Here is a 25,816-nt window from a genome sequence, read left to right on the forward strand (position 1 = left end):
GACGCGCGGCGATGCAGATCAATCCCGAGAGCCGCGCCCTCCAGGGCGTCACCGGCTTCCTCACCTTCGTCACGCTGAACGTGCTGTACCTCGTGATGTGCATCCCGGTCGTCACGATCGGCAGCGCGACGAGCGCGCTGTACGAGGTCACGATCCGCTATTCCGACGACGAGAGCGGACGACCCCTGAAGGATTACTTCCCCGCCTTCGCGCGCAACTTCCGGCGGTCGAGCCTCCTTTCGCTCATCCTGCTCCTGCCGGCGGCGGTGCTCGGGTTCAGCGCGGTGTTCTGGTTCGCCAATCCGGGTCTGCTGTCGGGAGCGGCCGGCGTGGTCGCTGTGCTCGCAGCGGTGTACGGCGTCGTCGCCTGGATGTATGCGATGGCGCTCGTCGCCCGCTACTCGTCGGGAGTGCGGCAGACGCTGAAGAACGCGCTGCTGCTGCCGGGCGCCGAGCCGGTGCGTACGTTCGGCATCGTCCTCATCCCGGTCGCGCTCGTGTGCATCACGCTGCTGTTCCCGGTGTTCCTGGTCATCCTCGCCACCGTGGGCTTCTCGGTCGGCGCCTACGCCACGGCGTTCCTGTTCCGCAGCGTGTTCGCCCGCCACGCCGCCTGACCGTTGCATCTCGGCGCCGTCGGTTGCGCGGGACGGGAACCACAGAAGGCCCGGAGCACTGCGCCCCGGGCCCTCTGCTCAGCCGGTCACTTGAACTCGGTCGCCACCTTCACGCGTGCCTCGTTCTGCGCCTTCGCGTTGTCCATGTCGAAGGCGAGCACCTTGTCGTAGCCGAGGCCCTTCGCCTTGTCCGTGAGCTCGTTCTTCAGCTTCTCGAAGTCGGCGTCGCTCTTGGCGAACGACATCTGCCACGAGTACTGCACGACGACCGCCTTGACCTGATTGCGCAGCGTCTCGATCTCGGAGCTGTCGGCCGGGGCCGTGTAGCTCGCGCCGGGAGCGACCAGCAGCTCATCGTTCTTCTTCAGGTAGTCCATCGTCGACGTCGCATCGCCCATCTGCTTCGACCAGTCCGTGCTGAGCGGTGTCTGCACGAGCTTCTGGTAGGTCGGCCACGACTTGTAGCTGTACGTCTGCTTCGTGTTCGGATCGGTCGCCACCGGCAGCACCGTCGTCACGTTCAGCGCCGACGAGCCCTTCGTGTAGTCGCCGCCACCCCACTCGGCCGGCACATCGCCCTTGCCCTCGATGAACGCCTTCTTGCCGAAGTCGGTCAGCGCCGGCTGTCCGGTGCTGTCGAGGTCCCAGGTGAGGCCCTGGGGACCGGCGGCACCCATCGTCTGGCTGTTGTTCGAGTAGGCACCCTCCGACGAGTAGAGCCAGTCGACGAACGCGGCGATGCGCTCGGGATCCTTCGCCTTCGAGCCGATCGCGAGCACCTGCTTTCCGCCGTACGCCTCAGCACCGTACGAGAAGACCTTCATGTCCTTGACGGGTGCGATCTCGAAGCCCTTGCCGGCCTTCGTGTTGCCGTCGGTGTTGTAGGCCGCCTGGCCGAGCCACGGCCACCACGAGAACAGCACCTGGCCGTTCTGGAACTTCGACCACAGGGTGTCGTAGTTCTGGGTCGTCGATTCGGGGTCGACGAGTCCCATCCGGTTCGCCTCTTCATAGAACTTGAGGGTGCGCATGTACTGCCCGTCGGAATCCAGGATGCCCTGGTAGTCCGATCCGTCGGCCTTCGCGAGCACGAAGCCCAGCTCGTCGTAGCCGTAGAAGCAGGTGGGCTGCTTGGCGTTGTTCATCATGTTGCCGTCCCAGTCCTTGAACAGCGACAGCGCATACACCTTCTTGCCGTTGGGCGCCGTGGGCTCGGCATCCTGCATCTGCTTCAGCACCGGCAGCAGGTCTTCCAACGTGTTGATCTGCGGGTATCCGAGCTTCTTGTAGAGGTCCCAGCGGATGAACGGGCCGAAGGTCGGATCGATGCCCTCCGACGGCTCGGTGGGCTTCAGCGACGACACCGACGTCGGGAAGGCGTAGACGCCGTCCTTCCCGTCGTTCAGGTTCTTGACCGCCTTGTCGTACGTCGCCGCGTTCTTCATCGCCGGGTAGAACGGGCTGTCGTCCATGACGAGCCCACCCTTGACCAGCTCGTCGAGCTTCTGGCCCTTGTCGGTGATGATGAGGTCGCCGAGGTTCCCGGCCGCCACGCGGGTGTTGTAGAGCGTGTCACCACCGCCGGCCACGTTGGGCGCGATGATGTTGAGCTTCATGTTGAACTTGTCCTTCACGAGCTTGGCGAACCAGCCCTGCTGGACGCCCATGTAGTTCGCGAGACCGTCGAACACGTCGATCGTGATCTCCTTGTCCCACTTCGCGGGGAACGTCGACACGGTCGATCTCTCCGGCTGGGCCGATCCTGCGGAGCAGGAGCTGAGCAGCCCGGCCGCGAGGAGCGCGATGGCGCCGATCGCCACCTTCCTCTTCAGCTTCATTGCATTCCTTTCTCGGGGGACTTTCTCTGGTGGGTCATGGCCGCCGTCATCCCTTGACGGCGCCCAGCATGATGCCCTTCACGAAGAAGCGCTGGAACAGGGGGTAGATGAAGATGATCGGCAGCACGACGATCACCGAGACCGTCATCCGGATGGATGTCGGCGTCTGCGAGGTGGCGGCCGAGATGATCCCGCTCAGGTTGCCGCCGGAGTTCTGCGCGGCCTGGGCGAGGCTGTTGGCCTGGTTGATGAACATGTAGAGCAGGTACTGCAGCGTGTACAGGCCCTGATCGGTGACGTAGATCAGGGTGTCCTGGAACGAGTTCCACTGCGCCACCGCCGCGAAGATCGCGACCGTCGCGAGGATCGGGGTCATGTTCGGCAGGTAGATCCGGAAGAAGATCTGCACGATGTTCGCCCCGTCGACCTCCGCTGCCTCCTGCAGCGACTCGGGCATCGCCTCGACGTAGGTCTTCACCAGGATGATGAAGAACGGCTGCACGATGAACGGGAGCACGTACACCCAGAAGTTGTTCGTCAGTCCCAGCGTCTTCATGATGATGAACACCGGGATGAGCCCCGCGCTGAAGTACATCGTGATGATCACGAAGCGGTACCAGAACTGGCGGCCCCACATCCGGCTCTGCGTGAACATGAAACCCAGGAACGCGGAGGCGAGCACCGTCGCCGCGGTGCCGATGACGGTGCGGGCGACGGAGACGACAGCCGCCAACGGCAGACCCTCGAGCTGGAACACCTCCTTGTAGTTCGCGAGGTGGAACCCGATCGGCCACCACCGCACATCGCCGAGCGCCGAGACGTCGTTGGCGCTGACCGAGTTGATGATGAGGAAGTAGAACGGGTACGCGCACACGAACACCAGGAGGATGAAGACCCCGTAGTTGATGATCGAGAACAGCAGGTCCCCGGTGCGCTTCGTGCGCACGCCGGTCGCGACAGCGGACATCGTGGCCTCCCTCAGACGATCGACTGGCCGCGAACGCGCTTGGCGATCGCATTGACGGTGAGCAGGAGGACGACCGAGATGACGCTCTTGAGCATGCCGATCGCTGTCGCCATCGACAGGCTGTTGCCGGTGATGCCGATGTTGTAGACGTAGAGGTCGAGCACCTGGATGTGCTCCTTGTTGAACGCGTTCTGGAACACGAAGTACTGCTCCATCCCGTTGTTCAGCAGGTTCGCCACCGACAGCAGCAGCAGGACCAGGTAGGTCGGCATGAGCTGCGGGATCGTCACGTACCACATGGTCTGGAAGCGGCCGGCGCCGTCGATGCGCGCCGATTCGAACAGCGATTGATCGATGCCGGCGATCGCGGCGAGGTAGATGATCGCACCCCAGCCGAGCCCCTTCCAGATGCTCCAGAGCGTCATCGTGATCCAGACGTGCTGGTCGGTGTCGAGGAACTTGATCGGCGCGGTGATGAGGCCGGAGTCGGTCAGGATGCCGTTGACCAGCCCGGTGCTGGAGAACAGCGAGAACGCGATCATGTACACCAGCACCCATGAGATGAAGTTCGGCAGCGTCGTGAGGGTCTGCACGGCGTTGCGGAACCACGTCGACTTGATCTCGTTGAGGAACACGGCGAACACCAGCGGCAGGATCGACGTCGCGATCCCGAGGAAGCTGATCGCAAGCGTGTTCAGCAGCACCTGCCCGATCTGCGCGAGCTGCGTGGGCGAGCTGACGAGCATCTCGAACCACTGCAGGCCGACGAATTCGCTGCCACCGAGGCCCAGCGCGGGTTTGTAGTCGTAGAGCGAGTAGATCCACCCATAGAGCGGGAAGTAGGAGAACAGGAAGACGAGGATGAGGAACGGGACGATGCACAGGAACATCCCGAACGACCGGCGTCCGCCCGCCTGCTTCTCGCGCTTGCGCTGGATGCGCTCGCCCTTCTGGTCGACCTGCGAGGCCGCGACCTCGGTCACGACCGCGGTGGCGGTCATCGGGCGATCTCTCGTTCGTCGCCGGCTGCGAGCCGGGGCGCGTCGTGTCGTCGCATGTCACTCCTTTGTGCTCCCGCGGCAGCCGCGGGGACGGATGCTGCAGCGTGCCGGTCGTCCACCGAGCGATCTGTCGAACCGCTTCGATTCCGGCTTCGATCAAAGAAACCACGTGAACGCTGAATCGTCAATCTCGTCGGCGTAACGCGACGGTAACGATTGAGAGCGCTCTCACCGGCTCGGTGGGTCGCCACGGCTCGAACGTCCATGATCAGGCGTTCCGGTCCGTCGGGTGGTATTCCACGCTGTCGAAGCGCACCGGGGCGGTCTCCGCGCGCAGACCGATCGTACGGCCGACGAAACCGCCCGCCACCTCGGTCGACAGGTAGCGCCCGTCGACCCGCGCGACGGCACGCCGTCCGGTTACGTCCTCGACCCCCAGGACGAGGTCGTCGGGACCGCCGGACGACGGATCCTCCGCCGCAGCCCACAGCGTCACCGGCCCCGGCGAGAGCGGCACAGTATCCGCGAAGACCCGGCCGAGACCGCCCACTTCCACGCGGACCTGCGCCCGGCCATCCGTCAGCAGCACCTCGCACCAGTGCCGATCGTCCATCCGGATCCGCACCGCGGCGCCGTCGTGCACCGGGGTCGTCGCCCGGTAGACCCAGCGGGGGTCACGGGCACGCACGGCGAGCATCGCCGGCGCGCCGTTCGCGCTGTGTGCGCGACGGATCTCGACGCCGCCGCCCGGCTGCGTCGCTGCGAACGCCGACAGCGCAGCGCCGGGCGAGATCCAACGCGGGTGCAGCCGCTCGGTCTCGAACATGTCCTGAAACGCCGTGTGCGGCGGCGGGATGAGGTACTGGTCGGGAACCACGACCGGCCAATCGTCCTCCCACTCGATCCCGGCGAGGAACGTCTCGCGCCCGTTCACGTGGAACAGCGGCGTCGCCCCGCGCGGACGGACGCCGAGGTAGACCATGGCCCACCCGCCGTCGGCGAGCTCCACCATGTCGGCGTGGCCGGTGTTCTGCACGGGGAATGTCGTGCTGCGCCGCGTGAAGATCGGACCGGCCGGGCGCGGCTCGAACGGTCCCGTCGCCGTACGCGCGCGGGCGACGCTCACGCAGTGACCGCGCTCGGTGCCCCCTTCGGCGAACAGCAGGTACCACCAGTCGCCCCGACGGAACAGATGAGGGCCTTCGGGGTATGCGAGGCCGGTGCCGCGCATCACCGAGCGCGGCCGCTCGAGAACGGCGCCACTGTCGAGGTCGATCCGCGCCTGCGCGATGCCGGGCATGTCGGGATCGTTGGAGCTGTACGTGACCAGGCAGCCCTCGTCGTCCCAGGCGAGGTCGGGGTCGATGCCGGGAAGCCCCGGAACGATCCGGCTGGGTGCCCACTCGCCGTCGATGCGCGCGGCGGATGTCACGAGCTGGCCGGGTGTTCCGGAGACGTTGGTCGTGATCATCCAGAAGCGTCCGTCGTGGTGTCGGAGCGTCGGCGCGTAGACGCCACCGCCCGCACCTGCGTCGCCCGCCAGGAGGTGGTGGTCCCCGTCGAGGACATGCCCCGCCTCGTGCCACGTCAGAAGGTCGGAGCTGCGCCACAGCGGGACGCCCGGCGAGTACTCGAACGAGGAGTGGGCGATGAAAAGCTCATCGCCGGCGCGGCAGATCGTCGGGTCGGGGAAGAAGCCCGGAATGATCGGCGTGAGCGCCGCATCCGTCACCGCGCTCATGCGGGGATGACTCCCGTCGTCGCCAGCTCTTGGAACCACCGGCCGGAGTCTTTCACGAGGCGTTCCTGCGTGTCGAAGTCGACCCGCACGACGCCGAAGCGTTTGGCGTACCCGTAGCCCCACTCGAAGTTGTCGAGGAGCGACCACACGAAGTAGCCGCGCAGGTCGACACCGTCCTCGATCGCGCGATGCGCAGCGGTGAGGTGACGACGCAGGTAGTCGACGCGTTCGGCGTCGTGCACAGCGCCGTCGGCCACCACATCGTCGAACGCGGCGCCGTTCTCGGTGATCATGAGCGGTTGGCCGGGGAACTGGTCGCGCAGCGACGTGAGCAGATCGAGGAGGCCGTCGGGCGCGATGTTCCAGCCCATCGCGGTGTGCGGGCCGGACTGCTCGAGGAACTCCACGACGCCGTCGCTCCCGGGCCAGGCTGTCCCGCCTTCCGCGGGCTTGTGGCCGTCGGCCGACTGCCGGGGGCTCTCGCCGTCCCACATCCGCACGGTGTTCGTCGAGTAGTAGTTCACACCCAGCACGTCGATCGGCTGGTGGATGGCCGCGAGGTCGCCATCCTGCACGAACGACCAGTCGGTGAGGGCCGCGGTGTCGGCGAGAAGGTCGTCGTCGTACGTCCCGCGAAGCATCGGGCCGGTGAAGGCGCGATTCCCGACGGCGTCGATCCGCCGCACAGCCTCAGCATCCCCGCGGGCGACGTGCAGATTCAGCGTCACGGAGTACTCCGGCGAGCCCGTCGATGTCGCCCGCAGCGCCTGCAGTGCCTGACCGTGCGCGAGGTTCAGGTGGTGCACCGCAGCGAGCGCTGCCGCCGGCTCTCGACGACCCGGTGCGTGGCCGCCCTGGCCGTAGCCGAGGTAAGCGGTGCACCACGGCTCGTTGAGCGTCGTCCCGGTGTGCACGCGGTCGCCGAGCGCTGTGCCGAGTACTCCCGCGTACTCCGCGAACGCGTCGGCCGTTGCCCGCTCCGGCCACCCGCCGGCATCCTCCAACGCCTGCGGGAGGTCCCAGTGGTACAGCGTCGCGACAGGACGGATGCCGCGCGCCAGCAGCCCGTCGACGAGGTGCGAGTAGAAGTCGATCCTGCGCTGGTTCACGGCTCCCCGGCCATCGGGGAGGATGCGCGGCCACGAGACCGAGAAGCGGTATGCGTGAAGACCCAACTCCGCCATGAGGTCGAGGTCCGACTCCCAGCGGTGGTAGTGGTCGCAGGCGACGTCACCCGTGTCGCCGTTCCAGACGGCGCCCGGCGTGCGGCTGAAGGTGTCCCAGATCGACGCGGCGCGGCCGTCTTCCTGCGCGGCTCCCTCGACCTGGTACGCGGCTGTCGCGGACCCGAAGGTGAACCCGGTGGGAAAGCGCAGGCCGCTACCCCGGAAATCGGCGGCGCGGGCTGTGGGGCGGGGCTGGGGCGGGGCGTCGGTGCGCACGTCTCTCCACTCGTCATCGGGTCGGAACGGCGTTTCCCGGCGCCGCCGCCGCTGTGCGGCGCGCTGGCGGTCGAAACGCTTCGATTCAGGGTAGGCCGAACGTCTTCCGTGCGCAACACCTGCTTCACGCGTGCTGTACGGTGGCGTTCGTGCCGCTGACCGACATGTCTCTCGACGACCTCCGCACCTACCGCCCCGACGTGGCCGAGCCCGCCGATTTCGACGCGTTCTGGCGTCGCACGATCGAGGAGGCCCGCGCCGTGGCGGCACCGCCGACGCTCGCGCCCGTCGACACGCCGATCTCGCAGTTCGTGATCCAAGACCTCACGTTCAGCGGGTTCGCCGGGGACCCCATCCGTGCGTGGGTGACGCGACCGGCCTCCGACACCCCGCTTCCCACCGTCGTCGAGTTCATCGGGTACGGCGGCGGCCGCGGGATCCCGGGCGAGCAGCTGAAGTGGGCGGCGACCGGCTACGTGCACATCCTGATGGACACCCGCGGTCAGGGCAGCGGGTGGGGCTCGGGCGGCGACACCCCGGATCCGCACGGGTCGGGCGCCGCGGTGTCGGGGTTCATGACGCGCGGCATCGGCAGCCCCGACACGTACTACTACCGGCGGCTGTTCACCGACGCCGTGCGGCTGATCGACACGGCCGCCGAGCTCCCCTTCGTCGACGCGGCGCGCATCGCGGTGACCGGCGGCAGCCAGGGCGGCGGCATCTCACTCGCCGCGGCGGGCCTGCACCCGGGCGTCGCGGCGGTGATGCCCGATGTGCCGTTCCTGTGCCACTTCCGCCGGTCGGTCGATCTCACTCCCGACCATCCGTTCCGCGAGATCGAGCGCTACCTCGCCGTGCACCGCAACGAGGTGGAGAACGTCTTCGCAACGCTGTCGTACTTCGACGGCGTGAACTTCGCGCGCCGCATCACCGCCCCCGCGCTGTTCTCGGTCGGGATGATGGACGGCGTCGTGCTGCCCTCGAGCATCTTCGCCGCGTTCAACCACTGCGGCAGCGGCGACAACGCGATCGAGGTCTACGAGTTCAACGGCCACGAAGGCGGACAGACCGAGCAGTGGGTGCGCCAGACCCGCTGGCTCGCTGCCCGTCTCTGAGCCCGGCCCGAAACCGGCGGCGGCGGGCTGGGGGCGCGAGCGGAGGCGTCAGGCCAAGCCGTGCTCGAACGCGAAGACGACGAGCTGCACGCGGTCGCGCAGCGCCAGCTTCGTGAGGATGCGGCTGATGTGCGTCTTCACTGTGGCCTCCGACAGGTACTCGCGCGCGGCGATCTCGGCATTCGACAGGCCGCGCGCCGCGAGCGCGAAGATCTCCCGCTCCCGCTCGGTCAGCTCACCGTAGGAGTCCGGGATCGGCACCGGCGACGCATCCGTCGTCTGTGCGAACAGCTCACGGGTCGCCGCAGCAGCGATCACCGCCGACCCGGCATGCACCGTGCGGATCGCCGCCAGCAGGAACTCGGGGTCGGCGTCCTTGAGGAGGAACCCGCTCGCGCCCTGCCGGATCGCCCGCGCCGCCGCCTCGTCGAGGTCGAACGTGGTGAGCATCACGATGCGGGCCGTCTCGCCCGCGGTCAGCAGCTCCCCGGTCGCGGCGAGCCCGTCCATCACGGGCATGCGGATGTCCATGAGCACGACGTCCGGACGTGTCGCCCGCACGACGTCGATCGCCTCCCGCCCGTCGGACGCCTCCCCGACGACCTGCAGGTCGGGCTGGGAGTCGATCACCATGCGGATGCCCGCGCGGAACAGGGCCTGGTCATCCGCCAGCACGACCCGGATCATCGGATTCCTCCCATCGGGAGGGTCGCGCGTACGACGAACACGCCGTCCGCGGCCTCCGCCTCGAGCGTGCCGCCCACGAGCAGCGCCCGTTCCCGCATGCCGATCAGCCCATGGCCGCGCGGCGGATCGAGCGGAACGGATGCGTCGGCCCCCGCCCGGTCGCCGGATGCGGCGGCCCCTCCCGATCCGCCGCGCAGCGCATTGCGCACCTCGAGCCGCACGTGATCGGGATGCCAGGCGAGGAACACCTCCACCGGGCCGGCACCGCCGTGGCGCAGGGCGTTGGTCGTCGCCTCCTGCACGATCCGGTACACCGCCAGCTGCACCGCCGCGGGCGCCTCGGCCTGCGGGGCCGGGTCGATCGTCACGCGCAGATCGACGCCCGCCGCCCGCACGTGGCCGAACAGCGCCTCCAGATCGGCCACCGTGGGCTGCGGCCCCTCCTCCTGGCGGTGACGCAGCTGCGCGAGCAGCACGCGCACGTCGGCGAGCGCCGCCCGCGCCGTCGTCGAGATCGTGCCGAGCGCCGCGGTCTGCGCGCCGGGATCGGAGGCCCCGGCGTAGCGCGCGCCATCGGCCTGCGCGATCACCACGGCGAGGGAGTGCGCCACCACGTCGTGCATGTCGCGCGCGATGCGGGCCCGCTCCTGCTCGGCGGCGGTCTCCGCCTCCGCCTGCTCCTGCGCGAGCCGGCCTGCCCGCGCGCGGCGCGCCGTTCGCACCAGGGCGCCGACGGTCCACGCGAGCAGCAGCGCGAACGTCGCCGCGATCATCACGGCCGCCGCGACGGTCAGCGTCTGCCACGTGATGTCGTTCGAGTTCAGCACGATGTACAGGTAGACGGTCGCCACGATCGCGCCGCCTACGGCCGAGGAGAACCCGAGCCAGAACAGGAGCCGCGATCCGTATGCCGCGGCGGTGTACAGCACCGCGAACACCACGAGGTCGACGAATCCCGGCGTGCGACCGAAGGACATCTGCACGATCGCCCCGAACCAGGCGATCCCAAGCGCGAGGGCGGGTGATGCTCGGCGCAGCGCGAGCGCCGTACCGAAGACGACCGCCAGCAGCACCGAGATCGGGATGTTGAGGGTCGTCCCCTGCCCGAGCGCGACCTCCAGCGGCACGGCGACGAGGGCGAACAGGACCGCTCCGGTCACATCGACCGCGAGCTGGTAGGGGTACAGACGCCGGAACACGACTCTCACGCTACGGGAGGCGCCGGGTCGCGGCATCCGTCGCGCGATGTATTCCGGCTGCGGCATTCCTCGTCCGCGGCCTCAGTCCTTCCGGGCGACGGGGAGGATCGGACGGTGCTCGTAGAACGTCTGCAGCACGACGGTCGTGCGGGTGGAGACGCCCGCGGCGAGACGGATGTCGCGGATCAGGCGCTCGAGCTCGCGCGGCGACGCCACCCGGACGAACAGCATGTAAGCGGCGTCTCCCGCGATCGAGTGGCACGCCTCGATCTCCTCGAGGTGCTCGAGAAGCTCCGGCGCGTTGTCGGGCTGGGCGGGATCGAGCGGGGTGATCTCGATGAACGCCGACAACGGCCGGCCCACCGCCTCGGCGTCGAGGATCGGCCGGTAACCGGCGATGACGCCGCGGGATTCGAGGCGCCGCAGGCGCGCCTGAACCGCCGAGACCGAGAGCCCGACCCGCTCGGACAGGTGGGCGAGCGTCGCGCGGGCGTCCTGCGAGATCTCGGCGACGATGTGGGCGTCAGCGGCGTCGAGGGGCGCGACCGGGGTGGTGGAGGCATCCGTCATTCCCGTAAGATTACCGGTGAATCGCTCTTCAGCCCGGAAGAGTTACGTCGTGTGGCCGTTTCGGCGGCCTGATCCTCAACGATCGGAGGTTCCATGTCCATCAGCCAGACGCACGAGACCCGTGCCGACAAGGCCATCGTCGGAGAGCCCGAGCGCCGCCCTGAGCGAGCGAAGCGAGACGAAGGGGTCGTCGAAGACGCCCGGGACATCGAGACCTCGGCGGCCTGGGTCGCCCTGAAGGACGCGGCGACGGCGCTGCAGGAGCTGCAGGAGCAGGACGGCTCGGTACCGGAGGAGAAGGACCGCGCCGCCGAACTCGTCGACACGATCGTCGACTCGATCGCCGCGATGGCGCCGGCGTTCCCGCACGACGCGGACTACCTCGACGCATCCGTTCGCGACTTCCGCCGGTGGGCGGACGAGGGCTTCGGCGTGCCGGACTTCTACGACTCCCTCGTCGCGTTCCATCCCGAGCAGCATCGCGTCGACGGGCTGCGGCACCTCGTCGTGTTCCCGATGTACACGCAGAACGGGTCGCGCAATCGATACGTCGAGGCGCTCATCGTCGAGGTCATCTGGCCGGAGTTCGTCGCCGCGCTCGAAGCCGGGGACTACGGCAACAAGCTGTTCGTCTCGCTGCGGCTCGTCGACTTCACGCCCGGGTACGACACGAACTCCGCAGTGCTCTTCCCCGAGACCGTCGCGATGCGGGAGATCCCGACGTTCACGTGGGGTGCGATCTTCCAGGACCGTGAGGCCGCGCGCTACCGCCGCGTCGTGCGCGCGGCATCCGAGATCACGAAGCTCGACCTGCCCGCCGACGCCGCCCGCATGCTCGACGACCAGCGGCTCGCCGAGGAGACGTTCGTGATGTGGGACATCATCCACGACCGCACGCACATGCGCGGCGACCTGCCCTTCGACCCGTTCATGATCAAGCAGCGGATGCCGTTCTTCCTGTACTCCCTGGAGGAGATGCGCTGCGACATGACGGCGTTCCGGGAGTCGGTCGCGATCCAGAAGCGGCTCGAGGCGAAGACCGAGACCGAGCAGCTGTCGGCGGTGGAGGCGCAGATCCTGGAGCACGCGAAGCTCGTGCAGTACGCCGTGATCTTCGACCGGATCTTCCGCTTCGCCATCACCGGCTCGCGCGTGCGGAACTACGACGGGCTCGGCGGCCAGCTGCTGTTCGCGTGGCTGCACCAGCGCGATGTGCTGCACTGGACCGACACGGCGCTCGCGTTCGATTGGGGCCCCACGCTCGGAGGCTCGGATCGGCGCGCCAGCGGTGATTCGAGTGAGCGAGGGGAGGACGACGTGGCGCGTGCCGTGGTCGCGCTCGGCGACACGATCGACGACCTGTATTGGAAGTCGATCGACCGGCCGAAGACGGCGCACTGGCTCGCCGCGTACGACCTCGTGCGCTCGGTGCTGACCCCGCACCCCGCCTCGGCATGGGCGCGCGGCCTGCCGGACGAGGTCCTCGCCGGGCCGCCGAAGGGCTACACCGATCAGGTGCTCGACGACGAGTTCCCGCTCTCGATGTTCTACGAGGCGCTCGAGAAGAAGATGCGCGACGTGATCGCCTCGACGGAGGGCATCCGCGCCACCGACGAGTGACCCCTCCCCCTCGTCGATTTCACATGAATTCGACGATTGCACATCAATCCGACGCCAGGATGATGTGCAACGGGCGGTTTCATGTGAACCCGCCGGGGTGAGCCGGGGAAAGGGAGCGAAGATGGCAGATCTGAGCGGACGGACCGTACTGGTCGCGGGAGCCACCAGCACGGTCGGGCGCGTCGTCGTGCAGACGCTGCGCGACGCGGGGGCGTTCGTGATCGCGGTGGGCCACGACCCGGTCAAGCTCGAGGCCCTCGCGGAGCAGGTCGATCCGACGGGCGCCGGCGCCGCGTGGATGACCGAGTCGTGCGACCTCGTCGACGAGCACTCGGTCAACGGGCTCGCGGAACGGCTGCACGCCGACGGCATCCATGTCGACGGGGTGCTGCACCTCGTCGGTGGATGGCGCGGCGGCGGCGGTCTCGCCGGACAGAGCGACGACGACTTCCGCTTCCTGGAGCGCTCACTGACGGCGCTGCGTCATGTGTCACGCGCGTTCGACGACGATCTTCGGGCATCGGATGCGGCGCGGCTCGCCATCGTCTCGTCGACGGCCGTCGCGCGCCCGCTCGCCGGCGGAGCGAACTATGCCGCGGTGAAAGCCGCCGGTGAGGCATGGACGCGCGCCGTCGCACAGGGCTTCGCGAAGGCGGCGCGGGACGCCGACGAGCCGCTGGCCGCGGCATCCGTCATCTTCCGCGTGAAATCGCTCGACGGCCGGGAGCAGGCGCTCGCCGACCGCTTCGTCGCGCTGTGGGACGCCGCCGCCGCCGACGTGAACGACACGGTGATCGACCTCACCGCGTGATCGCGTTGCAGAAGCAGGCTGGATCGACGCGAACGCGCCCGGATGGACGCCGAACCGACGATCGGGCCTGCTCTTGCCGCGTCGAGCGCTCCGAACCACGAACTAGATTGGATCTCCGTGACCTCACTGCATGACCCGAACCTGCGCGGCTTCGCCTCCGACAACTACTCCGGCGTCCACCCCGAGGTGCTGGCGGCGATCGCCGCGGCGAACGAGGGACACCAGATCTCCTACGGGGAGGACGTCTACACCGCCCGCCTCCAGGAGGTGTTCACGGCGCACCTCGGCGAGGGCGTCGAGGCGTTCCCGGTGTTCAACGGCACGGGGGCGAACGTCACGGGTCTGCAGTCGATGCTCCCCCGCTGGGGCGCTGTGATCGCCGCCTCGACCGCGCACATCAACGTCGACGAGCAGGGTGCGCCGGAGCGCATCGGCGGGATGAAGCTCCTCACGGTTCCCGCCGAGGACGGCAAGCTCACCCCCGACCTGATCGATCGTGAGGCGTGGGGGTGGGGCGACGAGCACCGCGCTCAGCCGCTCGTGGTCTCGGTGACCCAGTCCACCGAGCTCGGAACACTCTACACCGCCGACGAGCTGCGCACGATCTGCGACCACGCACACGCGCACGGGATGCGCGTGCACCTCGACGGCGCTCGCGCCGCCAACGCGGCCGCCGCCCTCGACCTTCCGCTGCGGGCGTTCACCCGCGACGTCGGCGTCGACGTGATGAGCTTCGGCGGCACCAAGAACGGGGCGATGGGCGCCGAGGCCATCGTGGTGCTCAACCCCGACGCATCCGCGGGCCTCACATATCTGCGCAAGCTCAACATGCAGCTGGCGTCGAAGATGCGCTTCATCTCCGCGCAGCTGGTCGCGCTGCTCGACGGCGACCTGTGGCTGCGCAACGCCCGACACGCGAACGCGATGGCCCAGCGCCTGCGCGCCGGCGTCGAGGCCGGACTCGCCGACGGCTCGATCCTCGGGGTGGGGTTCACGCAGAAGACGGAGTCGAACGGCGTGTTCGCGACGCTTCCCGCCGGCGTCGCCGACCGGTTGCGCTCGTCATTCCGCTTCTACGATTGGGGCCCCGCGTCCGGAGGCTCGGAGCAGCGCGACAGCGATGCTTCGAGTGGACGTGGGGAGGATGCTGCGCGCAACGAGGTGCGCTGGATGTGCTCGTTCGACACCACGGAGGCCGACATCGACGCCTTCGTCGCGGCGATCGCCCGGGAGACCGCCGCCTGACCGACTTCCGCCGTGCCGTCCGGCACCGGGGGAGGAAACCGGACGGAGGGAGGACGATTCGCGCGAAATCGTCCTCCCTCCGTCTCATCGCCTGATCTGGTGACAGCGGATGCGGCGCCGTTCAGGCCGCCGGCTCCTCGTCCTCGTCGTCCTCCGGCTCCTCGTCGCCGTCATCGCCTTGGCCCTCATCGCCCTGGCCGTCGGCTGCAGCATCGTCCGCGTCACCGGAACCACTCGGCTCCTCGACCTCGTCCTCCACAGCCTCGGCATCGGCACCAGTGCCGTCGGCATCGGCAGCCTCCACGCCCTCGGCAGCCGCCGCCTCATCGCGATCGCCGTCGACGGATGCGTCGACCGACGCATCCGTCGCCCCTGCCCCGGCAACAGGCGCCGCGCCGCCGACGGCCATGGAGGGGCGGATGAGCTCCTTCACCTCGGCGAGGAAGCTCGTGAGCTGATGCTGCTGCCAGCGCAACTGACGAGCGCGGTCCTCGGCGTCGCGCAGCACGTCCTGCGCGTTCTCGGTGACGAGGTCCATGATCTTCTGCGCCTTCGTGCGTGCCTGCTCGAGGACCTCCGCGCCGCGCACGTGCGCGTCGGCCTCGATCTGCTGCGCCTGGGCCCGGGCCAGCTTATCGAAGTCGTCGGCCTTGGCGGTGACACGCTTGGCGTGCTCCACAGACGCCGCCACCTGCTCGTTGGCATCCTGCGTGATGCGCTCGGCGTGCGCGACGGCCTGGTTGTGCAGCACGAGGAACTCCTGGTGCGCGTCGTCCTGGCGCCGGGTGAGCGACGCCTCGAAGTCGAGCGTCCGCACCCGCAGCTCGCGGACCGCCTCCTCGGCCTCGGCGCGGTCACGGGTCGTCTCGCGCGCGACCATCGAGCGCAGCGCCGCCGCCCCCTTCTCCGCCTCGGAGCGGATCGCCGCCGCCTCGCGCTCGGCCTGCTCGACCTTCTCGGCCGAGTGCGTCGCCTCGCGCTCGAGCAGCGCCTGGTGGGCCGCGAGCTCGGTCTCGATGCGCAGCCGTACCTGCTGCGCTTCGTGCTGCGCCTGCGCGATCACGGCCTCGGCCTCGGTCTGCGCCTGGACGCGACGGTTGTCGACCTCTTCGCGGGCGGCCTCGAGCAGCCGATCGCCCTGCACGCTCGCATTGCGGATGAGGGTGGAGGCCTGCTCCTCGGCGACGCGGAGGATCTCCTCGAACTGGCTGCGGTTCGGCGACGCCGCCGCCGCGCCGCTCAGCTCGTCGGTCAGCGCCTGCACCTGCTTCTGGGCCGCCGCCGTCTGCGCATGCGCGGCGGCGAGATCCGCCTTCAACTGCGTCGCCGTGGCCTCGATCCGGGTGCGCTCCTCGGCCATCTCGGCGCGCACGCGCTCCACCTCGGCACGGCGGGTGGCATCGGCATCCTTCGCCTGCACCTTCAGCCGCTTGACCTCCTCGCCCTCGCGCGATGCGGCGGTGCGCACCTCGCGCTCGAGATCGTCGATGCGGCGCCGCATCTCGGCGATCGTGCTCGCCTGGCGATGGCGTTCGTCCTTGAGGTTCGCCGCCTCGTCGCCCGCCGCCCGCACCTGCGTCTTCAGCTCAGCGACCGCCGCGTCGACCTCGTCCTTGTCGTAGCCGCGGAACGCCGTGGTGAAGCTCGTGTCGACGGCACCGGCCACCGAACCCAGGATGCTGTCGAACGACGATTCCTCGCCGGCGTCATCGTTCGGGCTGGTGTGGTCGGACATAGAGGTCTCCGCTCTCGGGGGCGCACTCGGGGCGCAGGGGGGAACGCCGGCTCAGCCGCAGAATCACGGCACACGGACACCTGCAGACTACCCGGCGAGACTGTGATCCGGATGCGGTCGGGCGGCCCGCTCTCGCGCCCCGCCGGCACCTTTCAGCGCAGCGCGCCGACGCTCGCGAGCGCCATGCGCAGGAGCGTCCCCCGGCCGCCCTCCATGTCGGCGGCGACCGCGTCGGATGCCGCCTCCTCAGGAGTGAGCCAGGTCACCTCGAGAGCGTCCTGCCGCGGGTCGCACGTGCCGGTGACCGGGACGACGAACGCGAGCGACACGGCGTGCTGCCGATCGTCGTGGAACGCGCCCAGACCCGGCATCGGAAAGTACTCGGCGACAGTGAACGGCGCGGGCTGCGCGGGCAGCAACGGGAAGGCCATCGGCCCCAGGTCGTCTTCGAGATGCCGGAACAGGGCGTCGCGGATCGGCTCGCCGTACCGCACGCGCCCCGACACGATCGTGCGGGTGATCTCGCCGAGCGGAGTGGCGCGCAGCAGCAGACCGACCTGGGTCACGACCCCCATGCCGTCGGTGCGCACGGGCACCGCCTCGACGTAGAGCATCGGCAGTCGCCGACGGGCCTCGGCGAGCTCGATGTCGCTCAGCCACCCGGGATTCGTGTTCCCCGCGGCCGGCGTGCCGAAGCCGTCGAGCGAGCCCGACGCGAACGGCTCGGAGTCGTGCTCCTCGGGTTCGGGGTCGGGATCAGGCGTGCGCACCGGCATGCCTCTTGTATACCCCACGTCGTCCGCACGCTGCGGGAGGCGGCCATCGCCTGTGCCCGGTACACCCCAAGGTGCGACCGCCCGCGTCGGCGCCTCCTGGCAGGATGGCCCCATGGACGACCTGCACATCGATCCCGACCTCGTGCTGTGGTCGCAGACCCATGGCGACCACGACGACCGGCCGCTCCTGGTGCTGCTCCACGGCTACGGCGCCGATGAGAACGACCTCTTCGGTCTCGCGCCGTTCCTGCCCGACCGATTCGACCTCGCCGCGGTGCGCGCGCCGCTCGCGCCGCCGTGGCCGGCCCCCGGCTACTCCTGGTACCCGATCGAGGACGTCCTCGACGCGGATCTGGCGGGCCACGATCCGGCTCGGGTGACGGCTGCGGCATCCGCTGTCCTGGACTGGGTGGATGCCTCGGCCGGCTCTCGGGCCGTGGGCCTCGTCGGATTCTCGCAGGGTGCGTCGGTCGCGCTGCAGGCGCTGCGGATGCGTCCCAAGCGCTTCGCGTTCGCCGTCAACCTGTCGGGCTACGTCGCCCCCGGTCCGCTCCCGCACGACGCGGAGCTCGCGGCGCGCCGTCTCCCCGTGTTCTGGGGTCGCGGAGCACAGGACGACGTCATTCCGCCGGCCCTCGTCGAGCACACGACGCAGTGGCTCCCGGCCCACACCGATCTGTCGGGACGCGTCTACCCGGGACTCACGCACAGCGTGTCGGAGGAGGAGCTGGGCGACGTCCGGGTGTTCCTGGAGAAGCGGCTCGCCGCGCTCTGAGCCGGCCGGCCACGGCTCATGGCCGATCGCGCCGACGACGACGTCGCCCGAGTGACGTCGTGCACGCGCCGAGCGCGATGCCGATCGCGACCCCGATCGCAATGCCGAAGGCCACGTTGTCCAGGGCGACGCCGATCGCCACGCCGCACCCGATGCCGACTGCGAGCATGGCTGCCGCCGTCCCGGCGGTGTCACGGTTGTTCGGAGTGCTCATGCCGTCGAGCGTACGGATGCCGCGGCATCCCCACTTCCCCCGCTCGGCGGAGATCGTCCGCGCGCCGCTCCCCGGGCCGGAGGTCGGACGGGTCTGCTACAGTGTCTCGGTCCTGTCCCTGACGTGAGGAATGGAATGACCGAGATCGCCGCCGCGTGCTGACGCTGCGCTGATCCGTCGATTCTTCGACGTGTCGCGCCGTCACCGAACAATCCGCTGCCTCTGCAGCACGTTCGCGCGCCGACCGTCGATCTGATTCCTCCCTCTTCGGGATGCCTCGGGCATCGGTGTCGGCGCACTCCGACACTCGACCCCGCGGAGGGCACTCATGCCTACCCCATCCATCGTCCTCGACCACGTCTGTTTCGCCTGGCCCGACGGCACCATCGCGCTGGACGACGTCTCCGGAGCCATGGGCACCGGCCGCACCGGTCTGGTCGGCCGCAACGGCTCCGGAAAGTCCACGCTGCTGCGTCTCATCGCCGGATCGCTCGTCCCCACGAGCGGCCAGGTGACCGCCGCGTCCGAGATCGCCCTGCTCCCCCAGCAGCTCACCCTCGGCACCGATCGCCCGGTGGCCGAGCTGCTGGGCGTCGCCGCACCGCTCGCCGCGGTGCGGGCGATCGAATCCGGCGACGTCGATCCGCGCCACTTCGACACCGTCGGCCCCGACTGGGACATCGAGGCGCGGTCGATCGCCGCCCTCGCCGAAGCGGGTCTTCCCGACGGCGCCCTCGACCGCACGGTCGGCGAGCTGTCGGGCGGAGAGGCGGTGCTGGCGGCGGTGGCCGGCATCCGGCTGCGCGAAGCGCCGATCACGCTACTCGACGAGCCGACGAACAACCTCGATCGCGACGCGCGCGCACGCCTGTACGACATGGTCAGGGCGTGGCGCGGAACGCTCGTGGTCGTGAGTCACGATCTCTCCCTGCTCGAGCTGATGGACGACACGGCCGAGCTCTACGAGAACGAGCTGTCGGTGTTCGGCGGGCCGTACTCGCAGTGGCGGGAGTGGCTCGACGCCGAGCAGGGCGCGGCTCGGCAGGCGGAACGCGCCGCCGCGCAGGTGCTCAAGCGGGAGAAGCGGCAGCGCATCGAGGCCGAGACGAAGCTCGCGCGCCGTGCCTCCTACGGGCAGAAGGCGTTCGTCGAGAAGAGGGAGCCGAAGATCATCATGAACGGCCGCAAGCGCGCCGCTCAGGTCTCGGCGGGAAAGCTGCGCACCGAGGTCGGCGAGAAGGAGGCGACGGCGCGGGCCGCGCTCGACGCCGCCGAACGCCGGGTGCGCGACGACGACGCCGTGACGATCGACCTTCCCGATCCCGGCGTGCCGGCCGGGCGGCGCATCGCCGAGATCGGCGACGGGGAGCGCTCCTGGGTGGTCCAAGGTCCCGAGCGGCTCGCCCTCGTCGGTCCGAACGGGGCGGGGAAGACGACGCTGCTCGAGCGGCTCGTCGCCTCGGGCGGGCAGAACTCCGGTGATTCCGGCGGCGAAAGCCGCGATCAGGTCGATTCGGCCGGGTTTCGCGCGGATCGCCGGAGTTCTGCACACGCGACAGCGTTCACCGACCGCATCGGCTACCTGCCGCAGCGCGTCGACGGGCTCGACGACGCCGCCTCGGTGCTCGAGAACGTGCGAGCGGCGGCGCCCGACGTGCCGCCGGGCCAGGTGCGCAACCGCCTCGCGCGATTCCTCATCCGCGGGGATGCCGTCGACCGGCCGGTGTCGTCACTGTCGGGCGGCGAGCGGTTCCGAGTGGCGTTGGCCCGGCTGCTCCTGACCGACCCGCCGCCGCAGCTGCTCGTGCTCGACGAGCCGACGAACAACCTCGACCTCGACACGGTCGAACAGCTGGTGGCAGCGCTCTCCGCCTATCGGGGGGCGGTGCTCGTGGTGAGCCACGATGACGCGTTCCTCGACAGGCTCGGCATCGACACGACCCTCGAGCTCACCCGGGACGGCGTCGCGGAGGTGGTGTGACACCGCCGGCCGGCGCGGGGCGCGGATCGAGGACCACGGTGACGGCCGGCGTCGCGCGGGGGGCGCGCTGCGCGTGACCCCCGCCGCCCGGTCAGGGTTCGCTAGGCGAACGGCGTCGCGGCGACGATCGTCACCGTCATCGACGCGCCGCCCGGCGCCGCGAACGTGACCTCGTCGCCGACGCGATGCCCGTCGATGGCGGTGCCGAGCGGCGAGCTGGGCGAGTACACCTCGAGGTCGGGGTCGCCCACCGCGATGTCGCGGCTGCCGAGCAGGAACGTCTCGACCGAGTCGTCGGAGTGGAATCGCACAGTGATGCGCATGCCGGGCTCCACGACGCCGTCGTCGGGCTTCGTTCCGACCTCCGCGCGACGGATCAGTTCACGCAGCTCGACCACGCGCAGCTGCGTGGCTTCATCGCCGGGCGCCGCGGTCAGCTCGCTGAGCTCCTTCTCGAGGGCCGCGAGGGCGGCCGGGGTCATCCAGACCGTCTGTGCCGGATTCGACATGGCTGCTCCTTCCGCATGCGCGGGTATGTGGCAAAGAACCTCCACCATAGCCCGGATGTCGGACGCTCCGGCGAAGATGGAGGGATGAGCGATGTGCTGGACCGCTTCGGCGCCGCGACGCGGGAGTGGTTCCGCGGTGCTTTCGCGCATCCCACCGCCGCCCAGCGCGGAGCCTGGGAGGCCATCGCCGCGGGCAAGCACGCGCTCGTCGTCGCTCCCACCGGCTCGGGCAAGACGCTGTCGGCGTTCCTCTGGGCCATCGACCGGGTCTTCCACGATCAGGATGCGTCGCCGCCGCCCAAGACCACGACGAAGGGCGGGAAGAAGCCGACACGCCGCACGCGCGTGCTCTACATCTCGCCGTTGAAGGCCCTCGGCGTCGACGTCGAGCGGAACCTGCGCTCTCCGCTCGTGGGGATCGCGCAACAGGCGCGCCGGCTCGGCGTGCCGCTGCCCGACGTCACGGTCGGGGTGCGGTCGGGTGACACGCCGGCCGCCGATCGCCGCCGCCTCGTCGCCGATCCGCCCGACATCCTCATCACGACGCCCGAGTCGCTGTACCTCATGCTCACGAGCCAGGCCGCCGAGACGCTGCGTGGCGTCGACACCGTCATCGTCGATGAGGTGCACGCGGTGGCGGCGACGAAGCGCGGTGCGCATCTCGCCGTGAGCCTCGAACGGCTCGACGACCTCCTCGACAAGCCCGCCCAGCGCATCGGCCTGTCGGCCACGGTGCGGCCGATCGACGAGGTCGCACGATTCCTCGGCGGCGCCGCTCCGGTGGAGATCGTCGCGCCGCGCGCCTCGAAGACCTTCGAGCTGCAGGTCGTCGTGCCCGTCGACGACATGCTGAACCCGCCGCCCGCGCCCGCCGCCGAGGCCGCCGACCGACCAGGCGCCGCGGCCGGCTCGGCGCCGGAAGAGGCGATCCGCGAGGATCAGGACGCCGAGTGGTACGCCGCCGACGGCGGCGGCCGATCCGAGAACACCGAGATGACCGGATCGATCTGGCCGCATGTCGAAGAGGCGATCGTCGACCGGGTGCTGCAGCAGAACTCCACGATCGTGTTCGCCAATTCACGGCGCCTTGCCGAGCGGCTCACCGGCCGGCTCAACGAGATCTACGCAGAACGGCTCGGGCTCGAGGTGCCCGACCCGACCACGCCTGCGCAGACCCGCGTGCCGGCGGCCCCGACGACGGTGGCCCCCGTCCTCGCGAAGGCGCACCACGGCTCGGTGTCGAAGGAGCAGCGGGCGATCGTCGAGGACGAGCTGAAGAGCGGCGTGCTGCGGTGCGTCGTCGCGACCAGCAGTCTCGAGCTCGGGATCGACATGGGCGCCGTCGACCTCGTGATCCAGGTGGAGGCGCCGCCCTCCGCCGCATCCGGGCTGCAGCGCATCGGCCGCGCGGGACATCAGGTCGGCGAGACGAGCCGGGCGGCACTGTTCCCCAAGCACCGCGGCGACGTGCTGCACACGGCGGTGGTGACGGAGCGGATGCTCGCGGGCCAGATCGAGGCGATCGCCGTGCCCCAGAACCCGCTCGACATCCTCGCGCAGCAGACGGTGGCGGCCTGCGCCGTCGGCCCCGTCGATGTCGAGGGATGGTACGAGACGGTGCGGCGCAGTGCGCCGTTCCGTACGATGCCGCGTTCGGCATACGAGGCGACGCTCGACCTGCTGGCCGGCCGGTTCCCGTCCGACGAGTTCGCCGAGCTGCGTCCCCGAGTGGTGTGGGATCGGGACCATGGCACTCTCACCGGGCGCCCGGGCTCACAGCGCATCGCCGTGACGAGCGGTGGCACGATTCCCGACCGCGGGCTCTTCGGCGTGTTCGTGGCGGGCGAGAAGGTCGGGGCGCGCGTCGGCGAGCTCGACGAGGAGATGGTCTACGAGTCGCGGGTGAACGACGTCTTCACGCTCGGCACCACGAGCTGGCGCATCGTCGAGATCACGCACGACCGGGTCAACGTGGTGCCGGCGTTCGGTCAACCCGGCAAGGTGCCGTTCTGGCACGGCGACGGCATCGGCCGACCGGCGGAGCTGGGTGAAGCGATGGGCCGGTTCTCTCGCGAGGTCGCGGCGCTCGGCACCGAGAAGGCGCGCGACCGGCTCGCCGATTCGGGGCTCGACGAGTACGCCATGGACAATCTGCTGAGCTACCTCACCGAGCAGCGCGAGGCGACTGGAACCCTCCCGACCGACCGGGCGCTGACGGTGGAGCGCGGCCGCGACGAGGTCGGAGACTGGCGGATCATCCTTCATTCGCCGTACGGCATGCAGGTGCATGCACCGTGGGCGCTCGCGGTCAACGCCCGCATCCGGGAACGGCTCGGAGTGGACGGATCTGCGGTCGCCGGCGACGACGGCATCATCGTCCGCATCCCCGATGCGACCGCCGAGCCGCCCGGCGCCGACCTCTTCGTCTTCGACGCCGAGGAGATCGACCAGCTCGTCACCGACGAGGTGGGCGGATCGGCGCTGTTCGCATCGCGCTTCCGGGAGTGCGCGGCGCGCGCGCTGCTCATGCCACGGCTGAACCCCGGCAAGCGGAGTCCGCTCTGGCAGCAGCGCCAGCGGGCCGCACAGCTGCTGGAGGTGGCGCGCCGCCACCCGACGTTCCCGATCATCCTCGAGACGCTGCGCGAAGTGCTGCAGGACGTCTACGACCTTCCGGCGCTGCTGCGCCTCATGCGCGGAATCGGCGAGCGCCGCATCCGCCTCATCGAGGTCGAGACGCCGCTGCCCTCGCCCTACGCGCGCGACCTGCTGTTCGGCTACGTCGGCGCGTTCATGTACGAGGGCGACTCGCCGCTCGCCGAGCGGCGCGCGGCGGCGCTGTCGGTCGACCCGTCGCTGCTGTCGGAGCTGCTCGGCAAGGTCGAGATGCGCGAGCTGCTCGACCCGGAGGTGATCGCGCAGTTCGAGCGCGAGGTGCAGCGCCTCGACCCCGAGCGCCGCGTGCGGGGGGTGGAGGGTGTCGCCGACCTGCTTCGGCTGCTCGGCCCGCTGACGGCCACGGAGGTGGCCGATCGGCTTCAGGACGATGTCCCACCTGAGCGAGCGCAGCGAGTCGAAGGGCCGGACGGTCGCGACGCCCCTTCGACTCGCCCTCCGGGCTCGCTCAGGGGCCTGGGGGAATCGCACCTCGACGCCCTCGTCGCCGCGCACCGCGCCATCCGGGTCACGATCGGCGGCGACGCCCGGATCGCGGCGATCGAAGACGCCGGACGCCTCCGCGACGGACTCGGAACCGCGCTCCCCGTCGGCATCCCGACTGCGTTCCTCGAGCCGGTCCCCGATCCGCTGGGCGAGCTCGTCGCCCGGTTCGCCCGCACGCACGGCCCCTTCCGTGCGGAGGCGGTGGCCGAACGACTAGGCGTCGGCGTCGCCGTGGCGCGGCACACGCTGCAGCGCCTGGAGGCCGCCGGCCGCGTGACGAGCGGCTTCTTCCTGCCCGAAGCCACCGGCTCAGACGAGACGGAGTGGTGCGACACGGAGGCGCTCCGCCGGCTGAGGATGCGCAGCCTCGCGGCGATCCGGGGCAGCGTCGAGCCGGTGCCCCAGCCGGCGCTCGCGCGGTTCCTGCCCGCATGGCAGCACATCACGCGTCCCCTCGAGGGCATCGACGGCGTCGCCGCGGTCGTCGAGCAGCTCGCCGGCGTGCCGATCCCAGCGAGCGCCTGGGAGGGACTCGTGCTGCCGTCCCGCGTGCGGGACTACACGCCGGGCATGCTCGACGAGTTGACCGCGACCGGAGAGCTCGTCTGGTCGGGGCACGGTGCGCTTCCGGGTCGCGACGGCTGGGTGGCGCTGCACCCCGCCGACGCGGTCGCCCTCACCCTCGCCGAGCCGGTGGGCGAGCTCGCGCCCGGGGCGCTCGAGGAGCGTCTCGTGAACATCCTCGGCGCGGGCGGCGCGTACTTCGCGGGCCAGCTGCGCACGCTGGCGGATGCCGAGAACGAGCAATCGGTCATCGAGGCCCTGTGGGCACTGACGTGGGCCGGCCGCGTCACGAACGACACCTTCGCGCCGCTGCGGACCCTGCTGTCGGGCGGTTCGCAGGCGCACAGGGTGTCGCGTCGCACGCCCCGCGCGCGGATGTACCGCGGCGCATCGCTGCCGCGCGCCTCGGCTCCCCCGCGTCCCCCGGCGATCGGCGGCCGCTGGTCGTTGCTGCCCGACCCGGAGGACGATCCGGCGCTGCGCGCGACCACGACGGCGAGCCTCCTGCTCGACCGCTACGGCGTCGTGACGCGCGGTGCGGTGCAGGCCGAGCAGGTGCCCGGCGGTTTCGCGCAGATGTACCGCATCCTCGCGGGTTTCGAAGAGGCCGGGCACTGCCGGCGCGGCTACGTCATCGAGAAGCTCGGCGCCGCGCAGTTCGCGGCGTCCGCGACGATCGACCGGCTGCGCGAGTTCGCCGCGGTGGCCGATCCGGCGCCTCTGGCGGCGCTCACCCTGGCGGCGACCGACCCGGCGAATCCGTATGGCGCGGCGCTCGCGTGGCCGCCTCTCGAAGGCTCCGCGCATCGCCCGGGCCGCAAGGCCGGAGCGCTCGTCGTGCTCGTCGACGGGATGCTGACCCTGTACCTCGAGCGCGGCGGCAAGACGGCCCTCGCCTTCACCGAAGACGAGGAGGTGCTCGCCGCGGCGTGCCGGAGCCTCGGCGACACCGCGCGAGCCCGCCGGCTGGAGACGCTGACGATCGAGCAGGTGAACGGCGAGCTCGTGTTCGGCACCCCGATCGGCCGCGCGCTGCGGGCCGCCGGATTCGTGGAATCGACGCGCGGGCTCACTTTGCGCAAGGCGACCGGCCGCTCCTGAGCGGATCTCCATGAGCCGCTTCCGGATGCCGCCGCCCGACGCAGATGACGCGCACGCTCAGCCCGCGCGAGCGTCGGCCGGACAGACTGTCTGGCGCCCGAGCGCCACCCGGCGCATCCGTCCGTTTCCGGAGTGCCTCGTCTTGC

The 25,816-nt window shown here is 70.1% G+C and carries 20 protein-coding genes; 8 read left to right on the forward strand and 12 right to left on the reverse strand.

The window, feature by feature from the left end; genetic code table 11:
• Positions 1–11 precede the first annotated feature (11 nt).
• Positions 12–617 carry a YesL family protein gene (locus tag AC3RX1_RS02550; protein WP_491499672.1) on the forward strand — a complete coding sequence of 202 codons (606 nt, stop codon included), beginning with the start codon at positions 12–14 and terminating at the stop codon, positions 615–617.
• An 86-nt stretch (positions 618–703) separates the two neighbouring features.
• Here AC3RX1_RS02550 and AC3RX1_RS02555 read toward each other — a convergent pair whose 3' ends face one another.
• From AC3RX1_RS02555 to AC3RX1_RS02575, 5 genes are all read right to left on the reverse strand, one after another.
• Positions 704–2,455 carry a type 2 periplasmic-binding domain-containing protein gene (locus AC3RX1_RS02555; RefSeq protein ID WP_491499673.1) on the reverse strand — a complete coding sequence of 584 codons (1,752 nt, stop codon included), beginning with the start codon at positions 2,453–2,455 and terminating at the stop codon, positions 704–706.
• A gap of 46 nt (positions 2,456–2,501) precedes the next feature.
• Positions 2,502–3,422, reverse strand: coding sequence for a carbohydrate ABC transporter permease (locus AC3RX1_RS02560; RefSeq protein ID WP_491499674.1), 921 nt, complete (start codon positions 3,420–3,422; stop codon positions 2,502–2,504).
• Positions 3,423–3,433: 11 nt separating this feature from the next.
• Positions 3,434–4,423: an ABC transporter permease gene (locus tag AC3RX1_RS02565; RefSeq protein WP_491499675.1), complete on the reverse strand. Its 990-nt coding sequence runs from the start codon at positions 4,421–4,423 to the stop codon at positions 3,434–3,436.
• 268 nt (positions 4,424–4,691) lie between these two features.
• Entirely contained in the window at positions 4,692–6,164 is a 1,473-nt protein-coding gene (locus AC3RX1_RS02570) for a glycoside hydrolase family 43 protein (RefSeq protein WP_491499676.1), read from the reverse strand.
• Positions 6,161–7,606: a GH1 family beta-glucosidase gene (locus tag AC3RX1_RS02575; protein ID WP_491499677.1), complete on the reverse strand. Its 1,446-nt coding sequence runs from the start codon at positions 7,604–7,606 to the stop codon at positions 6,161–6,163. The genes AC3RX1_RS02570 and AC3RX1_RS02575 overlap by 4 nt, the downstream gene beginning before the upstream one ends.
• Positions 7,607–7,755: 149 nt before the next feature.
• Here AC3RX1_RS02575 and AC3RX1_RS02580 point away from each other — a divergent pair, with 149 nt between their 5' ends.
• Positions 7,756–8,721, forward strand: a complete 966-nt coding sequence (locus tag AC3RX1_RS02580) for an acetylxylan esterase (protein ID WP_491499678.1) — start codon at positions 7,756–7,758, stop codon at positions 8,719–8,721.
• Between the two features lie 48 nt (positions 8,722–8,769).
• Here AC3RX1_RS02580 and AC3RX1_RS02585 read toward each other — a convergent pair whose 3' ends face one another.
• The 3 genes from AC3RX1_RS02585 to AC3RX1_RS02595 all read right to left on the reverse strand — a co-directional run bounded on the left by AC3RX1_RS02585 (position 8,770) and on the right by AC3RX1_RS02595 (position 11,177).
• Positions 8,770–9,408: a response regulator gene (locus AC3RX1_RS02585; protein WP_491499679.1), complete on the reverse strand. Its 639-nt coding sequence runs from the start codon at positions 9,406–9,408 to the stop codon at positions 8,770–8,772.
• The gene (locus AC3RX1_RS02590) at positions 9,405–10,607 is read right to left on the reverse strand and encodes a sensor histidine kinase (RefSeq protein ID WP_491499680.1); all 1,203 of its coding nucleotides are present in this window, start codon (positions 10,605–10,607) and stop codon (positions 9,405–9,407) included. Before AC3RX1_RS02590 ends, AC3RX1_RS02585 begins: the two co-directional genes overlap by 4 nt.
• An 81-nt stretch (positions 10,608–10,688) precedes the next feature.
• Complete coding sequence (locus AC3RX1_RS02595; protein ID WP_491499681.1) at positions 10,689–11,177, reverse strand: Lrp/AsnC family transcriptional regulator; 489 nt, start codon at positions 11,175–11,177, stop codon at positions 10,689–10,691.
• 93 nt (positions 11,178–11,270) lie between these two features.
• On the opposite strand from AC3RX1_RS02595, the gene AC3RX1_RS02600 reads away from it, so the two are divergent.
• The 3 genes from AC3RX1_RS02600 to AC3RX1_RS02610 all read left to right on the forward strand — a co-directional run bounded on the left by AC3RX1_RS02600 (position 11,271) and on the right by AC3RX1_RS02610 (position 14,853).
• On the forward strand, positions 11,271–12,797 hold the full coding sequence (locus AC3RX1_RS02600) for a DUF6421 family protein (RefSeq protein ID WP_491499682.1): 1,527 nt from the start codon (positions 11,271–11,273) through the stop codon (positions 12,795–12,797).
• A 121-nt stretch (positions 12,798–12,918) separates the two neighbouring features.
• On the forward strand, positions 12,919–13,608 hold the full coding sequence (locus tag AC3RX1_RS02605) for an SDR family NAD(P)-dependent oxidoreductase (protein WP_491499683.1): 690 nt from the start codon (positions 12,919–12,921) through the stop codon (positions 13,606–13,608).
• Positions 13,609–13,725: 117 nt separating this feature from the next.
• Positions 13,726–14,853: a threonine aldolase family protein gene (locus AC3RX1_RS02610; RefSeq protein WP_491499684.1), complete on the forward strand. Its 1,128-nt coding sequence runs from the start codon at positions 13,726–13,728 to the stop codon at positions 14,851–14,853.
• Positions 14,854–14,974: 121 nt separating this feature from the next.
• Here AC3RX1_RS02610 and AC3RX1_RS02615 read toward each other — a convergent pair whose 3' ends face one another.
• Both AC3RX1_RS02615 and AC3RX1_RS02620 read right to left on the reverse strand, forming a co-directional pair.
• Positions 14,975–16,588, reverse strand: a complete 1,614-nt coding sequence (locus AC3RX1_RS02615; RefSeq protein WP_491499685.1) for a DivIVA domain-containing protein — start codon at positions 16,586–16,588, stop codon at positions 14,975–14,977.
• 152 nt (positions 16,589–16,740) lie between these two features.
• Positions 16,741–17,364 carry an NUDIX hydrolase family protein gene (locus AC3RX1_RS02620; protein ID WP_491499686.1) on the reverse strand — a complete coding sequence of 208 codons (624 nt, stop codon included), beginning with the start codon at positions 17,362–17,364 and terminating at the stop codon, positions 16,741–16,743.
• A gap of 112 nt (positions 17,365–17,476) precedes the next feature.
• Between AC3RX1_RS02620 and AC3RX1_RS02625 the strand changes: the two genes are divergently transcribed.
• Complete coding sequence (locus AC3RX1_RS02625) at positions 17,477–18,139, forward strand: alpha/beta hydrolase (RefSeq protein WP_491499687.1); 663 nt, start codon at positions 17,477–17,479, stop codon at positions 18,137–18,139.
• A 16-nt stretch (positions 18,140–18,155) separates the two neighbouring features.
• Here the strand turns inward: AC3RX1_RS02625 and AC3RX1_RS02630 are convergent, their stop codons facing one another.
• Positions 18,156–18,353, reverse strand: a complete 198-nt coding sequence (locus AC3RX1_RS02630) for a hypothetical protein (protein ID WP_491499688.1) — start codon at positions 18,351–18,353, stop codon at positions 18,156–18,158.
• Between the two features lie 328 nt (positions 18,354–18,681).
• Here AC3RX1_RS02630 and AC3RX1_RS02635 point away from each other — a divergent pair, with 328 nt between their 5' ends.
• Positions 18,682–20,334 carry an ABC-F family ATP-binding cassette domain-containing protein gene (locus AC3RX1_RS02635; protein ID WP_491499689.1) on the forward strand — a complete coding sequence of 551 codons (1,653 nt, stop codon included), beginning with the start codon at positions 18,682–18,684 and terminating at the stop codon, positions 20,332–20,334.
• 101 nt (positions 20,335–20,435) lie between these two features.
• Here the strand turns inward: AC3RX1_RS02635 and AC3RX1_RS02640 are convergent, their stop codons facing one another.
• Positions 20,436–20,843 (reverse strand): GreA/GreB family elongation factor, encoded by a 408-nt coding sequence (locus tag AC3RX1_RS02640; protein WP_491499690.1) that lies wholly within the window; start codon positions 20,841–20,843, stop codon positions 20,436–20,438.
• An 84-nt stretch (positions 20,844–20,927) separates the two neighbouring features.
• On the opposite strand from AC3RX1_RS02640, the gene AC3RX1_RS02645 reads away from it, so the two are divergent.
• Positions 20,928–25,670, forward strand: coding sequence for an Lhr family ATP-dependent helicase (locus tag AC3RX1_RS02645; RefSeq protein ID WP_491499691.1), 4,743 nt, complete (start codon positions 20,928–20,930; stop codon positions 25,668–25,670).
• Positions 25,671–25,816: the final 146 nt, after the last annotated feature.

Source organism: Microbacterium altimontanum, from assembly GCF_058349865.2.